This is a genomic window from Acinetobacter sp. IK40 (assembly GCF_035615075.1).
GTDB lineage: Bacteria > Pseudomonadota > Gammaproteobacteria > Pseudomonadales > Moraxellaceae > Acinetobacter > Acinetobacter courvalinii.
On the sequence record NZ_JANBOE010000005.1, the window covers coordinates 31300 to 47604 of the forward strand.

The window sequence follows — 16305 nt, forward strand, 5'->3', positions numbered from 1 at the left end:
TTTCAACATGGTGGCAAAGTATTTGGCACTTTGCGCTCTCACGTCTTATTTATATAAGTGCTGAGGGAATAGATTTCAAGTCGTCTTAAAGTTTCGACTTAGAACTCCACCATTTCATTACGAAAACCATCAATTAAGTGACTTAATTCACGATGCCATTCACGTAAGATTTTGGCATCGGGCAACCATGCCTGTGGGCTTTGCGTCACCTTGATAATCAAATTAGAAGAGGTTTCATTTTCAGGTTCTGGTGCAGAGGGCTCGGGTGCATACTGACACATCCGATAGGCACGTTTCAATTCAGCCACAAAACCGTCTTTAGCCAGTTGTTGTAATACCTGAATCTCTGGAGAGACCTGCCCTTTATCTGCCATATGTTCTTCAATTGACTTAAAGGTCGGCTGTAAATCATTCAGGCGATAATAACGAACCAGTTCCTGCAAAAACGCCAATATTGCTCCATGCAAATGAAAAACTGCTGCTTCGCGATAGGCTTGTACTTGTTGAATATGTTCTGTTTGCTCAGCTTGTTGACATGCGAGACGGGCGAAATACAGTTTCTGATTGGTACGATCTGCATGATAACGAGCAACACGGGACATAATATTTTTCCTTAAAAACCCTTTCTCTTGGATAGCTTTAGATTAAATGCTTTAATGATAAAATCAATATCTTTTGAGCCTGACCATGCGTCATATTCAACAAGCCATCCTGAGCTTAATATGCTGTATGGCGATTTCAATGAGTTATAGCTGTGAACCAGCGGGCCTGGATTGGGAAAAACTGTATGCAGATTATGATATCAATCACGACCAAATGATTGATCTCAATGAATGGACAAAACTGATTGAACTAAAAGATCAACCTGTTTCCTGGCAAAAACAATTTTTCCCGCTCGACCGTAAACGCATAAAGATTTTTAAAGCACTCGATCAGGATCATAATGGCTTAATCGACCAACAAGAAATCACCAATATCTATGGCTATTTTATCAACCCTTGTCAGGGTTGGGGACAAACATGGGGTAAATAAGGAGAAGACAAGTGACTCGATGCCCAGCTCGAGCAGATAAAGTTTTCGCTTAGCCATGACTTGAATGGGTTGTTCGAATGGACGGACATTTGCAATCGTCCAAGCGAAATAGCCTTCAGCCCAATATGATGCGCAAGCAGCTTCAACTTCATCCACTCGCCAAGCATGGACGGCTACTATATCGACTAAGGCAACGGCCAATCCAGCTTCTTCATCACCATCCTGCAACAGAAAGTTTTGATTCTCGACAATTACTACATCTTTTAAAGGCAATGCCTCAGGATGCCATGAGCGAACTCCCAAGGTTTTCTGACTTTGCACAATTCGCCCGGCATTTGGAGCAACAACCGATAAAGCGGTATATTGCTTTAACATACAGAATTAAGCTTGATCTTCCGCAATTTTCACACGGATGCCATAATTTTTTACTTTCAAGGTATTTAAACCTTTCACTGCTTTGACCGCTTCACGTGGATTCGGCATTTCAACAAAACCAAAGCCTTTGGATTTTCCTGTTTCAGCATCTTTAACCACCACACAAGACTCGACTTTGCCATAGGCTTTAAACAAGTCGAGCACTTCTGCATCGGTCACGCTACGATCTAAATTACGAACTAAAATTTTCATGCTAAAACCTAAAACATGATTCACCCTCAAATCGGTGAATCAAAAATAAATTGAATCTGGGTAGTTTAATCCAAATCGATCCCAAAACCTAAATTGATTGCAGTCGAACGCGAGCGACTGGCTTGCCCATAAGCACGCGGAATATCTCGGTGAATCTGGATATCGACTAAATGTTGAGGTAAATCATTGAGAAAATAACTTTCTATTTTGCGACCGAGCTCATCATATTGATCATGTGCCCACAAATTTAAATTCTGTTTCGTCAAAATGAGTTCATTTTCGGCACGCGTTAAGGCCACATACAACACCCGACGCTCTTCTTCCACATCGTCAAAATCGCCCTGTGCCCGCGCATGCGGATACTGCGTTGGAGAGACATGCGGTACATAACAGACTTTTTGCTCGGCACCTTTAGCCGAATGGATGGTAATCAACGTCACCAAGTCCTGATCTGGGGTTTTATCAATTTCCGAGACCGAAATTGGATCGAGTACATATTCCTCCAGAAACTCTCCAAGCGAACTGTGCTTACGCGCCAGTTGCTTGACCAGATCAAAATCTTTGACACGGCGGGTCCAGTCTTTGGTTTTATAGTTATTTTCCAGTTGTTCATTCAAGGCATCCAGCGCCAGCCCAATGCAGGCTTCGACATGTTGCTGCAACACATCCAGCTGCATCAGGATCAGAATGGCCTGTTGCGGTACTTTGCCATGGCGCTCTAAACGCTGGCAACGCGCCTCAATATCAGGTAGCTGGATCAGTTCCTGAGCCAGCTTACTGGCACCGACATCACCGACACCATCCCAGAGCGTCAGGAAACGCATCCATGCCAGATCATCCTGCGGATTGACACTAACACGGAGTAGACTCAGCACATCTTTAACATGCGCCGATTCCAGCAATTTCACCCCACCAATAAAACGGTAGGGAATATTGGCGGCAATCAAGGCCCCTTCCAGATAACGCCCACTAAAACCCGAACGCAACAGCACCATATGCTCTGTCCATGCAGCGCCCTGCATATGCCGACGATTTAAATCCTGAATAATCCAGTTGGCTTCTTCAAACTCATTACTGAGGATATGCAACTGAGGCTTTAAACCTTTACCGCGATAGGCTTGCAGCTGCTTGCCATACTCAATCGGACTTTGCGCCAGCAACCAGTTGGATAAATCCAGTATCCCCTGCGTGGAACGATAATTCATTTCCAGCGTCAGCACTTGGGCATCAGGGACACGTTCCTTAAAATGATGGATATTTTCAAAATCCGCCCCACGAAAGCCATAAATCGATTGTGCATCATCACCGACACAAAACAGTTTGACCTTGCCGACTAAGGGTTGCAATAACGCCCATTGCAACGGATTGGTGTCCTGCATTTCATCGACCAGTAGTGCTGAACAGAAGCCGGTAACCCATTGCACCAATTCAGCTGAGTTTTGCAAATGCACCGCCACAATCGACAAGATGTCATCATAATCAAGAAAGTTGCGTTCTTGCTTACGTTGCTCATAGGCTTGCATCAGTTCTGCAATTTGTGCCTTGTACTCCACTGCTTGCGGTAACTGCTCTAATAAGGCGTCAGAGAGTTTGGTCTTGGTATTACGGGCATATGAATACAGATCACATAATTCAGCCGCTTTTGGCAATACATTGCCCTTATCCTTGCCGCGCAGTAAACGGAACATCAGCAACTGATCATCACGATCAATAATGCTGAACTGGGTCAGTCCAAAAGCGCGCGGATTACGACGTAACAAATACATGCAAAAGGTATGGAAGGTGGATGCACGCAAACCTTTGGCCTGTACACCCATATGCTGCTCGACACGGGTGACAATTTCACTTGCAGCCCGACGGGTAAAGGTCAGAATCTGGATCTGCTGTGCAGGCAAGCCCTGATCAATTAAATATGCCGATCTCGCCACAATTGTTTTGGTTTTACCACATCCCGCTCCTGCCAGAACCAGACAATTTTGTGCAGTCGTAGTGGCAGCCTGTTTCTGTTGCGGATTTAGTTCATCAATTAGCTTGGCAAGCGTCATACAATCGGTCAATTAAAAACGAACCGATATTTTAACAGACTAAAGCCATGCAAATGTTTCTTGCTACAAAACAAAAAGAGCATGCGATAGGCATGCCCAAAAACTTTAGAAAATGAATTAAACGGTGGTTGAGCTATGTGGTAACTGTTTAATCGCTCCTGCAAAAGTCAGATAGTTAATGCCTTGGAATAAAATATCAATCGCAAGGAACATCCCTAACACCCAGAATGGAGAATCAGGAGATGAGAGAATCAGAATCCCGGTGAGTAAAGTTAATATGCCTGAAAACAGCACCCAGCCCCAACCAGCAACGGGCCTCAGGATAAATGCATTCACCGTGCGAATAATCCCTGCAATAATCAGGGCAATTGCCAGAAAACTGGTGAGCACCACGGCAGTAATCACCGGTGTGGTAAAAGCAAAATAACCCGCTATCAAGTACAGCACACCGAATAAGGCCCACAACCAGCGCGTGCCACCTTTAAAGGCGGTAAATGCAGCAATAAAATGTAATATACCGCCCAGCATCATCAAGACGCCAAATAAAAGTACGGCAGACAAGGTGGCGAATGGTAGCGCTGCTAAAAGAACCAAGCCAAAAACAACCAATAACACGCCTAATAGCAGATACCATTTACGATCAGCATGGAGCTGATTGCGAATCAGGTCGTTACCCACTGTTTTCATCATTATTTACTCTTTTATGATCAATGTTATATGGCTATATTGAGCCTATTTGATGCCAGATTCTGTATAAGGCATGTTGAAAATTAATGACGGAATGTCAGAAAACTTGTGTTTTATATGATGTTTTTAATGCTTGTATTTTAAGTTATGGATAAGTCTAGACTTATCCACAATTTACTTGACCCAACCCACTTCCCTGGCCGTTAAAATACTGATGACTGTTTCATTCAGGTCATTGGGCATTTTACTTTTATGTTCGGACAAGGGAATTCTTCCTCCCATAATTTCAGCTTCAGTTTGTGGATATAAAGGCTGCTGATCGGCTTGGGCATAGCCAATCGGGAAAATCGGTTCGCCATTATTCAAATTATATTTATCTGTCGCGCCGAAGCCATGCAGTAACTCATGTACCAACACCACATTGTTCTGTGCAGCCTGTTTGGGTGAAGCAAATAAATTGACCGAGCCGATTCGTCCACGCTCCAGTGCAGTTGAATGCTTCAATTCCCTGCTCTGCTTCGGATCGTAGAAATTCAGATATAAGGTCAAACTCGGAGAGCCATCCACAGACTGATGCTGTTTCCATGCATAGAATCTGAATTTCAGGCTCCACAAGATATTGTTCAAGATACTCGGCTGTTCAGCCATTTTTGGTGGTGTTTGTTGCAGTTCCCGCCCAATCTGAATCATGAAATAGCTGCTTTGCCCGCGATACTGCTGGCTATTTTTCTCTAAATACTGTTTCACCTCAGCAAAGTCATCTTGCTGTAATTGTTGAATATACTGTTGTGTGGTCGCTAAACCATCAGCATTAATCGGATGCAATAAAATATAAATCGGTTGATTCCAGTCCTGATTCTGATCACGATAGGCATTCACGGCGACCACCAGCAACACGACCAGCAAAATCGCGATCCGAATATTTTTCCACATATCATTTCCCCAATAAAAATATATTTCTTGTTTTTCTTGATGCGATAAAAAATGCTAGCAAGTGCTAGCATTTTTTTAAATCTGAATATTTAGCCTTCTACCCATTTTCCGTCTTGGAACACCAGACTCCACTTGGTTTGTTTGCCTTCTGCCGTTTCAGAACCTACGTATTGTGACTGGTTCTTACGACTAAATTTCACCACGGTTGGATTGCCTTCAGGATCAACATCTGGCGCTTGCAGCAGGAATTGATACTTCGGATCAAGCTGTTCCGCAACACTTCGCAATTCCGCCACTTTCGGGGCACGTGTTTCACGAATTTTCGGGAATTTACTTGCAGCCAGGAATAAACCAGCCGCGCCATCACGCAATACAAAGAAATCATCATGCTTAGTTGAGCGCAAGTGTTCCATTTTGATCGGATCAACACGTGGAGGTGCTGGCTGACCACTCTTCAAGACCTTACGGGTATTGTCACAGCTTGAGCAGGCAAAATACGGACCAAAACGGCCAGTTTTCAACTGCATTTCACCATCACATTTATCACATGGAATGGTTGGGCCATCATAACCCTTGATCTTAAATTCACCCTCTTCAACTTCGTAACCATCACAATCCGGGTTATTACCACAGACATGTAGTTTACGGCCCCCATCAACCACATAGCTGTCCATTGCAGTACCGCATTTAGGACAACGATGTTTCGACATCAAATCGGCTGTTTCAGCACCATCATCATCCGATAATGCAGCTAAAGACTCAACTGGTGTTAGGTTCAGTGTACCCTTACAACGCTCTTTTGGTGGCAGGTTATAACCTGAACATCCCAGAAATACGCCTGTTGTTCCGGTACGTACCTGCATTGGGCGCGCACATTCAGGACATGGTACATCTGGCACTTCAACCGGCTGGTTACGGCGCATGCCGCTTTCGCCCTGTGCATTGGTCAAACGCTTTTTAAAGTCACCGTAGAAGGTGTCTAATAGCTCTTTCCAGTTACGCTCACCTGTCGCTACACGGTCAAGCTGACCTTCTAAATCTGCGGTGAAAGCGTAGTTCATCAGGTTATTAAAACTTTCATCCAGACGATCCGTTACGATCTCACCCATCTTCTCGGCAAAGAGACGACGGTTTTCCAGTTTCACATAACCACGTTCTTGAATAGTTGAGATAATGGCAGCATAGGTCGATGGACGGCCAATGCCTTTTTTCTCAAGTTCTTTAACTAAAGATGCTTCGGTAAAACGTGCAGGTGGTTTGGTAAAGTGCTGGCTTGGATCAAGCTTTTCTAACTTGAGCACTTCACCTACTTTTACGGCTGGCAGTAATACATCATCGTCTGATTTGTTGGCACCACGCACACGGGTAAAACCATCAAAGACTAAAGTACGGCCTTTGGCCTTTAACTCAACATTTGCCGCTTCAACCGTCAGAGTCGAAGATAAATATTCTGCCGGAGTCATTTGACAAGCGACAAATTGACGCCAGATCAAATCATATAAACGCTGTGCATCACGCTCAACGCCTGCAAGTTTGTCACCTGTCAATCCGACATCGGATGGACGAATCGCTTCATGCGCTTCTTGCGCACCAGCTTTATTGCCATAACGGTTTGGCTTGGCCGGCACATATTTTTCACCAAAATTTTGCTGAATATGATTACGAACCATATTCACCGCGTCATCACTCAAGAAGGTTGAGTCAGTACGCATATAGGTAATAAAACCACCTTCATACAAACGCTGCGCCAGCATCATGGTTTTCTTTACAGAGAAACCCAAGCGTGTGCTCGCAGCCTGTTGTAAGGTTGAAGTGATATACGGTGCACTTGGATTGACCTTGGTCGGTTTATCTTCGCGTAATGCCACCTTATATTCGGCATCTTTTAATACGCTCAATAACGCATCGGTTTCGGCTTTATTCTTGAGTTTAAGCGTCTTACCTGCTTGTTTCACCGCTTCCAGACGAATGTCATCTTTCTTCGACAAGGTATCTGCAAACACCTGCCAGTATTCTTCTGGGATAAAGGCACGGATTTCACGTTCACGCTCGACCACCAGTTTGACTGCAACCGATTGTACACGGCCTGCCGATAAGCCACGGGCAATCTTTTCCCACAGTAATGGCGACACCATAAAGCCCACCACACGGTCAAGGAAACGACGTGCCTGCTGTGCATTAACACGGTTTAAATCGAGGCGTGTTGGCTGTTTAAACGCTTCCTGAATGGCATTTTTGGTAATCTCGTTGAAGACCACACGATGGTAACGACTGTCATCCCCACCAATCACTTCTCTTAAATGCCAGGCAATCGCTTCCCCTTCTCTATCCAAATCCGTTGCGAGATAGATAGCATCGGCATCTTTGGCAAGTTTTTTCAGTTCGGCAACCACATGTTCTTTGCCCGGCAGCACTTCATAATGTGCAATCCAGTCATGTTCCGGATCAACACCCATACGGTTAATCAGTGCAGATTGGGCTTTTTCCGCTTTTTGCTGTTCAGTCAGCTTGACACGCGTTGCCGGCTTCTTTTCAGTAGACTTCGCTCCGCCGCCTGTCGGTAAATCACGGACATGACCGACCGATGACTTCACCACAAACTGTGAGCCTAAATATTTATTAATTGTTTTCGCTTTTGCAGGCGACTCCACAATCACTAAGGCACGTTTCTTTGCAGCAGACGCGGAAGCTGCTGTGCTTTCTGAAGCAGAGCGTGGAGTTTTCGCCATAATAAATCGTTTTTCCTATGTTCAATCAATAAATTAGCGTTGAGCCAATTCATGTAAATAAGTTTTTATCTGTTCAAGCTGTGTGGCTTTTAAGTCAGTTTCTTCATCCCAATATAGCCCAACACAGTTTGCCTGCATATCAATAGCATAAACTCCTGTTAATGCAATGGTTAAATCATTAAATTTCTGATCACCTTGCACGACCTGAAGCTTGCCATCCACCACTCTTGCGCGCATAAGCGGCAGGCGGGCATCTGGAATCAGGACACTATAATAAGCCACCATGCTGGCACGCTTTTCTGATGCCATTGGAATTTTCGTCCATTCTGGTGCGGCGATTAAACGTGGATGCAAGCCCATTTTTCGTGCCTGATCGCGCATCATGCCCAATGCTTTTTCTCGGGGACTGACACGTAAGCCAAAAATCGAGCCAAGTACAAACAGTACAATCGCAACTGTGATCCAAATTCCAATATTACTCATAAAGTTGCCCAAAATGTCCTTTTATTAGCGTTACATAAGTTGAATCCAAAAGGCAAGCTTTCCTTACAGTCGACTTTCAAGGCTTTGATTTATCATTCAAACTTGAAGAGATCGCAGTTATCTAACCTTATTTTTCTAAAGTTTAAAATATGATGAATGCCAGAAATACACAATAAATACATCTCTGAGTTTTGAATCTCTATTCAACAGGTATTTTATGATGGCAAATCGCTTAATAATGCGGCGGTTTATCACTCATCGGATCAAAAGGCGCAATCCCGTCCGATAAATCCGACGATTCAACCCGACGATATAACAGTTGCATCTGTTTTTTTAGATCGGCTATTTCTTGGGTCTGAAGTGCCAGTTGTTGATTCAATTGTTCAACTAAATCATCTAAAAATGCAATTCGGACTTGCAAATCTTCAATGGGTGCGGAAAATGACGCGTGATCATCAAAATTTTGTGGTTTAGTCATTTCAGACCTCATCTGAACTTTTAGGAAACATTATGGCCTATATTACTTTAAGGGATGTCCATCTCGCATTTGGCGGACCTGCCTTACTCGACGGCGCGAACTTTAACCTGGAACGTGGCGAACGAGTCTGTTTAATTGGTCGTAATGGCGAAGGTAAGTCTACTTTATTAAAACTGATTGAGGGAAGCCTGTTACCGGATAACGGCGAAGTTTCCATTCAAAACGGTTTAACTGTTTCAATGTTAGCCCAAGACGTCCCGATGGACTCAGGTAAAGTTGCAGATATCGTTGCCGAGGGTGCTGGCGAAGCTGCCAATGTCTTAAAAGAATATCATGAAGCCAGCGATGCCTGCGTGCTGGGCGATATGGAAGCCTGTGACCGTATGGGCATGCTGCAGCACAAACTCGATCAGCTCGATGGCTGGGCCTTAGAAAACAAGGTCAACTCGATTCTCAGTAAAATGGGACTTGATCCGAATGCTGACTTGGCAGATTTATCTGGCGGACGTAAACGTCGCGTACTGTTGGCGCGCGCTTTACTGACTCAACCCGATGTTCTGTTACTGGACGAACCCACTAACCATCTCGATGTCGAAAGTATCGAATGGCTCGAAAAATTCTTACTGGATCAGAATAATCTGACCCTACTATTTATCTCACATGACCGTTCATTTGTTGACAGTATTGCAACCCGTATTGTCGAGCTGGATCGTGGTATTTTGCGGAGCTACGAAGGGAACTACTCACGTTATCTCGACCTTAAAGCGCAGCAAATGGAAGCAGAAGAAAAGCAGAATGCTTTATTTGATAAAAAGTTAGCTGAAGAAGAGGCCTGGATTCGTCAAGGTATTAAAGCACGTCGTACCCGTAACGAAGGGCGTGTCCGTGCCTTGAAAGACTTACGTGAACAGTCTAAGGCACGTCGTTCACAACAAGGCAAGGTCAGCATGGCAACCCAGGAAGCCAATCGCTCGGGTAAACTGGTGTTTGAAATTGAAAACCTGAGTGTGAGTTACGACAGCAAAGCCCTGATTAAAGATTTCTCTGCCATCGTGTTGCGTGGCGACCGCATCGGTCTGGTCGGTGACAACGGTGTCGGTAAAACCACCTTGATCAAAGCCATTCTGGGTGAAATCGAGCATGGCGGTTCAGTCAAGACCGGTACTCAGCTTGAAATTGCCTATTTCGACCAGTTACGTAATGCGCTCGATCTGGAAAAGACCGTGATGGCCAACGTTTCAGAAGGCTCAGACTTTGTCGATGTCAATGGTAACCGCCGTCATATCTATAGCTATTTACAAGACTTCCTGTTCTCTCCAGAACGTGCCCGCACCCCTGTTAAAGCCCTTTCTGGTGGTGAACGCAACCGTATTCTTCTCGCAAAATTGTTACTCAAGCCATCCAACCTGATCGTGATGGATGAGCCAACCAATGACCTGGATATGGTGACGCTTGAGCTGCTGGAAGAAATGTTATCGGAATACAAAGGCACCTTGCTGCTGATCTCGCATGACCGTGCCTTTATGGATAACGTTGTGACCTCAACCTGGGTATTTGATGGCAAAGGTAATATTGATGAATATATCGGTGGCTATCAGGACTATCTAGAACAACGTCCAGACCAGAAAGTCGTTGATCAGAAAAGTGATGTAAAAAAGGCACAAGCCAAAGCTGAAGCGGCTGCTGCAGCTGCAAACGCTACTGCACCGAAGAAAGTAAAACTCAGCTATAAAGATCAGCGTGCGCTTGAACAGTTGCCTGCTGAAATTGAAGCATTGGAGACTGAACAAGCCACCTTATCAGAGAAACTGGCTGATGGTTCATGGTTTGTCAGTGATGCCAATGCAGCGACTCAAGCCAGCCAGCGTCTCGCAGAAATTGACGAGTTATTGCTAGAAAAGCTGGAACGTTGGGATGAGCTGGAAAATCTCAGCAAAGGCAATTAAATAACCAGTGAGCATCTATCTGTTCGGGATAGATGCTCTATTTAAAATCAAATCGGAGGTTATATCTTAAAATTCTCTTTTAATGACTGATAAATATTAAAATTCTCATCATCAAAGCAGACAAAAATGACATCTGTTATAAACTGACTCTGTTTTAATTGCTCAGCAATTGTTTTTAACGCAATTTGAGCAGCCAGCTGTTTAGGAAAACGATAAATTCCTGTAGAAATATTCGGAAATGCCACACTTTGTAGTTTCAAATTTTCAGCCAGCTTAAAGCTGTTGCGATACGCATTTTCCAATAATAAAACTTCATCGTGCTGTCCATCGACCCAAGTGGGTCCAACGGTATGAATGACATATTTTGCAGGCAAATTTCCAGCAGTGGTCATAACCGCTTCACCAACCGCACAACCACCCTGTTTTGCCCGTATTTTTTGACATTGCGCTAAAATTTCGGCGCCGCCTTTTCGGTGAATTGCGCCATCCACGCCACCACCGCCAAGCAATGAAGTATTCGCTGCATTTACAATCGCATCTACGGCAATCTGAGTAATATCTCCCTGGATAATGTTTATCGTTTTCACCCTGATCTCCTGATCGACATAATGATTGGCCTATCGATAAAAGCATGTGCTTTATCTTTTAGATTTAAAAGTGTAGGTACAATTTGATCTAAGCTTCAATTCGCAACAGGTAAATTCTGATAGAACATGAACTCACTCAAAACCAAGCGAGCTGTTCTCATCGCGTTGCAGAATAAAGAAATAAGGCTGGGGCTGCTGTTTCAGATCCATCCAGCCCAATACGGTATTTTCATCTATTTTTCGGAACACATCGTGTATCGGCTTTTCATCATAAATCATCGTGGCCGATATTTTCCCTCGAAACTCAGTCATTCTTAAACGGGCCTTACTGTCTTTGGTTTTTAGAAGTTTCAAGCCACCGGCCAGAGACTTGGCATTTTTTTTCAAAAATTTAAAATCCAGATTTAAAGGCAGCCACTTGGGATCAATGAAAAATAACGCTGTTTTTTTGGTATTCAGCAACACTAGGGGATAGACCGTTTCCTGATCTATCAATAATTTTCCATACCAGTTTGCCTGCGCTAACAGACCATTCATTGGATGCCCAGTGATGACCTCATATCCTTTCCAGCGACCATACATAAATGCACAGTCTATTTCCTCTAGCTGATCATAAAACTCGATCATTTGCTGAGGATCGACTTTCTTTCCTTGTGATATTTCCTGAATATTCATCATCCTTCACCTTTTTTTGTTGTATGGGGCTTAATCTTAATTAAGTCAGGTATGAGCTCATTGTATTACAGCAGTACAACAAGCAAAAAACTCTCATTCATTTTCCGTCGAGTAGCAGCCGAACCAAAGCGTGCGGGCATATTCTCAGGCGCACTTCATGTTACACTGCTCCAAAATTCAACATTATTTACTCTACTAAGTTTATGAGTCAAAAGCAGTCTTATATTCCTGGCGAATTTCAATGGGAATTTCTATTACCCAAATATTGGAAAATCTGGATCGCCATTTTTTTCCTTATGTTATTGGCCATTCTCCCGTGGGCAATCCAGTGGCGCTTGGCCCATGGCTTAGCAGGCTTATTCTGGCATCTACTCAAGTCGCGCCGTAAAACCACCCTTCGAAATCTGGAACTGTGTTTTCCAGAATGGTCGCCTGCGGAAGTCGAAGCTCAGGCCAAGCAGGTTTTTGTTGATATGATGCTGGGGGTGTTTGAAACCCTAAATGCCTGGTACTGCCCGCAATGGTTTAAGGGTCGTCATAGCATTGAAGGTTTAGAACATATCACTGAAGCAAAGGCTCAAGGCAAAGGCATCCTGTTACTGGGGACGCACAGTACTTTGCTTGATGCCGGCGGTTATATCTGTGCCCAGTATTTTGAGCCGGATGTGGTGTATCGACCGCAAAACAATCCCATGCTGGATATGCTGATTTATCGTTGCCGTGCCACCATTTATCAGCACCAGATCGATCATGATGATATGCGCGGCTTGATCCGTCGCCTTAAAGACGGTGGCGCCATCTGGTATAGCCCGGATCAGGATTTCGGTTTGAAACAAGGTGTCATGGCCCCTTTCTTTGGTGTCCCCGCAGCAACGGTCACGGCACATCGCCGTTTACTCAAAATTTCAAAAGCGGTGGCAATTCCGCTGTATTTTTATCGCTACGGTGATGTCCGTAATCCACAATACAAAGTACTGATTGAACCGATGGTGGACAATATGCCAAGCGAAGATGAAGTGGGTGATGCGATTCGGGTCAATCAGATTATTGAAGCTCAATTACGTATCGCACCGACGCAATGGATGTGGTTCCACCGCCGTTTTAAAACCAGAGCCGAAGGCTACGAAAAAATCTACTAAGCAACAAGGAGCCGATCCATATACATGAATCGGCTCTTTTTAAGCACCTATCATATTTTAAATAAAATTAGCACTTTATTTGGGGTGACGAATGAGCATCCTCATTGAAACACTCAACTCAAACAGATAGATGAAATAGCAAAATAATCCATCCTAGAAAATTAAAACCCGAGCCTTGCATCCTGCAAAACTCGGGCAAATGAGGTTGTGCTTTCACGTTATTTTTATTGGGTTGCGTCCATCGCATGCATCATATCCATGATGACTGTTCCATCTCAGCGCTGCTTATCCTTAATCGGAAATCCATTCCTGCGTCCTTGTGCTGATGTATTTAGAATAAATCTTTTGTACCTGTAGGGCTATTCGTTACAAACTTAAATCCATGTACGAAATAACGTACATTGATTAGCTAAAGTTTAAAATCATAGGTTTTAGCAACGCGCTGAAATTAAAAGTAATTGCATCGTTTCAACACAATCGCATTGCTATTTATGCGGTTGAGCCAATGGATCAATCACGACTTTTTCCTCTTCTTCGGCCTTCTCTATGCCTTCCTGTATGGCCTCTTGGGCTTCCTGTTCATCTTCGGCGGTCTGTTGCAGTGATTGTTGTTGCTGTTCAAAGCGAAGACCTGTTTGCAACACCACATAAATTGGAAAATGATCTGAACCGATATACGATAAACGTTTCATTTTAACTAAACCAAAATCGGTACTATGAAAGATATGATCCAGTGACCAACGTAGTAAAGGATAGTTGGCATGGAAAGTATTCATAAAATAGCGTCCGACCCGTGGATCGAGCAAGCCGCTAATACGCTGGAACAAACGCGTTGTTCGCGACCAGGCCACATCATTCAGATCACCCATCACAATACAGCTCTGGTCCAGATCTTTGATCTGATCACCAACAAGCAATAACTCGGCATCCCTTAAAGTCGAATCTTTGGCCTCAGTAGGACTCGGCGGCTTCGGATGTAAACAATATAATTTGACCTGCACCCCCGACTTCAAGGTCAGGCAGGTATGAATCGAAGGAATTTCATCACTTAAGATAAACTTCACTTCGGTATCTTTTAACGGCAAGCGACTGTACAGATGCATGCCATACAGATTTTCCAACGGTACAGGGACCCGAAACGGATAGTCTGGCTCAATCTGGCTAAGTGCCTGTTGCCAGGCAGCATTGGATTCAAGCGTCAACACCACATCAGGCTTTAATGTCTCAATATGCTCCAGCAGAAGATGATATTGATGATTGGGAGTCAGTACGTTGGCGACCAGTAATGAAATTTGTTGTTCTGGCTTTAAGTCCGCCTGTTTGACTTGTTGTACCTGCTTTTTCCATAACGGCGTATAAGGCAGCACCATTTTGAGCTGATAGGCAATCGCAGCCATTAAGCCAAGAAAAAACAGCTCGGTGCTCAAGGTCCAGTCCGACAGACCAAATAACATTGCCCCGGCAGTCACGATCCCCAATGCCAAGATCTGTAATCTGGGAAAATCCGCGCCCCGAATCCACCATTCATCTCTCGGGATTAATGACCAAAAGGAAAGCCATATCACCACTGCTGCGCAAATCTGAATCCACATCATGTTCATTTTTCTCTTAGGGATAGCATAGATTTACAATAAAGCTGTCGCTTTATCAATTTTCTCTCTAATATAAACAAGATATTCCACTCAATAAACTGACTGTTTTAGTTCGCTAAAGCTTGCAGTTGTGGACGCTTTTGATACACTCAAACCCCTTTAAAATTTTTTACATACCGAGGCACAATGACATGAAAGTAGGTCTGGTCGGTTGGCGTGGGATGGTTGGTTCTGTCCTGATGCAACGTATGGTTGAAGAGAATGATTTTGCTCATATTGAGCCATTCTATTTCTCTACCAGTAATGCAGGTGGTGAAGCACCTGCATTTGGTGGTAAGACTGCCCCAGCACTTATGGATGCAACGGACATTAACAGTCTGAAGCAAATGGATGTCATTTTGACCTGTCAAGGTGGTGATTACACATCTGAAGTTTTCCCGAAACTCAAAGCTGAAGGTTGGGATGGCTACTGGATTGATGCAGCCTCTACTTTACGTATGGCGGATGATGCAATCATCGTTCTTGATCCAGTGAACTTGAACGTGATCAAAGATGGTTTAGTCAACGGCACTAAAACTTTCGTTGGCGGTAACTGTACGGTTTCACTGATGTTAATGGGCTTGGGTTCATTGTTCCAGAACAATCTGGTGGAGTGGGCAACCTCAATGACCTATCAGGCAGCATCGGGCGCAGGCGCGCAAAACATGCGTGAACTGATCACCGGTATGGGCTATCTGTATAACAATACCAAAGACTTACTGGATGATCCTAAATCTGCGATTCTGGATATTGATCGTCAAATTGCTGACTTGCAACGTGGCGAAGGTTTTCCGAAAGCAAACTTCGGCGTGCCATTGGCAGGTTCATTGATTCCATATATCGACAAACAGCTCGAAAGTGGTCAATCAAAAGAAGAATGGAAAGGTCAGGTTGAAACCAACAAGATCCTCGGTAACCAGCAAATTGTTCCAATCGATGGGCACTGTGTCCGTATCGGTGCGATGCGCTGTCACTCTCAAGCGATTACCTTGAAACTGAAAAAAGATGTGGCACTGGACGAGATCGAAGACATGATTCGCAACTCGAGCCAATGGGCAAAAGTGGTTCCGAATACTCGTGAAGCGTCCATGACTGATCTTACCCCAGTTGCAGTCACAGGGACTTTAACTGTGCCAGTCGGCCGTTTACGCAAGCTGAATATGGGTAAAGAATATCTCGGTGCATTCACGGTTGGTGACCAGTTACTCTGGGGCGCTGCAGAGCCATTGCGTCGTATGCTTCGTATCCTGGTTGAATACAAGAACGCTTAAGCAAAAATCCCGGAAAATCAAAAGCCGATCACATTTGATCGG

At 44.2% G+C, this 16305-nt stretch carries 15 protein-coding genes and 1 pseudogene; 4 read left to right on the top strand and 12 right to left on the bottom strand.

Annotated elements, in window-relative coordinates:
- Positions 1–98: 98 nt before the first annotated feature.
- A complete protein-coding gene (locus MSG93_RS10070) occupies positions 99–602 on the bottom strand; it encodes a DUF6586 family protein (RefSeq protein ID WP_324621609.1) in 504 nt (167 codons plus the stop codon).
- An 85-nt stretch (positions 603–687) separates the two neighbouring features.
- Here MSG93_RS10070 and MSG93_RS10075 point away from each other — a divergent pair, with 85 nt between their 5' ends.
- The gene (locus MSG93_RS10075; protein ID WP_324621610.1) at positions 688–1032 is read left to right on the top strand and encodes an EF-hand domain-containing protein; all 345 of its coding nucleotides are present in this window, start codon (positions 688–690) and stop codon (positions 1030–1032) included.
- A gap of 18 nt (positions 1033–1050) precedes the next feature.
- Here the strand turns inward: MSG93_RS10075 and MSG93_RS10080 are convergent.
- The 8 genes and pseudogenes from MSG93_RS10080 to MSG93_RS10115 form a co-directional block, all read right to left on the bottom strand.
- Positions 1051–1407, bottom strand: a pseudogene (locus tag MSG93_RS10080) (ASCH domain-containing protein); the annotation flags it as partial.
- 6 nt (positions 1408–1413) lie between these two features.
- Complete coding sequence (locus MSG93_RS10085) at positions 1414–1659, bottom strand: RNA recognition motif domain-containing protein (protein WP_005226657.1); 246 nt, start codon at positions 1657–1659, stop codon at positions 1414–1416.
- 65 nt (positions 1660–1724) lie between these two features.
- Positions 1725–3704 (bottom strand): ATP-dependent helicase, encoded by a 1980-nt coding sequence (locus MSG93_RS10090; protein WP_324621613.1) that lies wholly within the window; start codon positions 3702–3704, stop codon positions 1725–1727.
- Positions 3705–3821: 117 nt separating this feature from the next.
- The gene (locus MSG93_RS10095) at positions 3822–4394 is read right to left on the bottom strand and encodes an HdeD family acid-resistance protein (protein ID WP_324621615.1); all 573 of its coding nucleotides are present in this window, start codon (positions 4392–4394) and stop codon (positions 3822–3824) included.
- Positions 4395–4565: 171 nt separating this feature from the next.
- Entirely contained in the window at positions 4566–5324 is a 759-nt protein-coding gene (locus MSG93_RS10100) for a hypothetical protein (RefSeq protein ID WP_324621616.1), read from the bottom strand.
- An 89-nt stretch (positions 5325–5413) separates the two neighbouring features.
- Complete coding sequence (gene topA / locus MSG93_RS10105; protein WP_324621617.1) at positions 5414–8053, bottom strand: type I DNA topoisomerase; 2640 nt, start codon at positions 8051–8053, stop codon at positions 5414–5416.
- Between the two features lie 33 nt (positions 8054–8086).
- Complete coding sequence (locus MSG93_RS10110; protein ID WP_005280642.1) at positions 8087–8536, bottom strand: hypothetical protein; 450 nt, start codon at positions 8534–8536, stop codon at positions 8087–8089.
- A 232-nt stretch (positions 8537–8768) separates the two neighbouring features.
- Complete coding sequence (locus MSG93_RS10115) at positions 8769–9014, bottom strand: SlyX family protein (protein WP_005280646.1); 246 nt, start codon at positions 9012–9014, stop codon at positions 8769–8771.
- A 32-nt stretch (positions 9015–9046) separates the two neighbouring features.
- Here MSG93_RS10115 and MSG93_RS10120 point away from each other — a divergent pair, with 32 nt between their 5' ends.
- Positions 9047–10960 carry an ATP-binding cassette domain-containing protein gene (locus MSG93_RS10120; RefSeq protein ID WP_005226652.1) on the top strand — a complete coding sequence of 638 codons (1914 nt, stop codon included), beginning with the start codon at positions 9047–9049 and terminating at the stop codon, positions 10958–10960.
- Positions 10961–11019: 59 nt separating this feature from the next.
- On the opposite strand, the gene MSG93_RS10125 is transcribed toward MSG93_RS10120, so the two are convergent.
- The gene (locus tag MSG93_RS10125) at positions 11020–11547 is read right to left on the bottom strand and encodes an O-acetyl-ADP-ribose deacetylase (RefSeq protein WP_324621619.1); all 528 of its coding nucleotides are present in this window, start codon (positions 11545–11547) and stop codon (positions 11020–11022) included.
- A 132-nt stretch (positions 11548–11679) separates the two neighbouring features.
- Positions 11680–12222, bottom strand: a complete 543-nt coding sequence (locus MSG93_RS10130; RefSeq protein WP_324621940.1) for a DUF4334 domain-containing protein — start codon at positions 12220–12222, stop codon at positions 11680–11682.
- Positions 12223–12425: 203 nt separating this feature from the next.
- On the opposite strand from MSG93_RS10130, the gene MSG93_RS10135 reads away from it, so the two are divergent.
- Positions 12426–13361: a lauroyl acyltransferase gene (locus MSG93_RS10135; protein WP_032876155.1), complete on the top strand. Its 936-nt coding sequence runs from the start codon at positions 12426–12428 to the stop codon at positions 13359–13361.
- Positions 13362–13846: 485 nt separating this feature from the next.
- Here the strand turns inward: MSG93_RS10135 and MSG93_RS10140 are convergent, their stop codons facing one another.
- Positions 13847–14956, bottom strand: a complete 1110-nt coding sequence (locus MSG93_RS10140; RefSeq protein ID WP_324621622.1) for an endonuclease/exonuclease/phosphatase family protein — start codon at positions 14954–14956, stop codon at positions 13847–13849.
- 188 nt (positions 14957–15144) lie between these two features.
- On the opposite strand from MSG93_RS10140, the gene asd reads away from it, so the two are divergent.
- The gene (gene asd, locus MSG93_RS10145; RefSeq protein ID WP_005226618.1) at positions 15145–16263 is read left to right on the top strand and encodes an aspartate-semialdehyde dehydrogenase; all 1119 of its coding nucleotides are present in this window, start codon (positions 15145–15147) and stop codon (positions 16261–16263) included.
- Positions 16264–16305 lie beyond the last annotated feature (42 nt).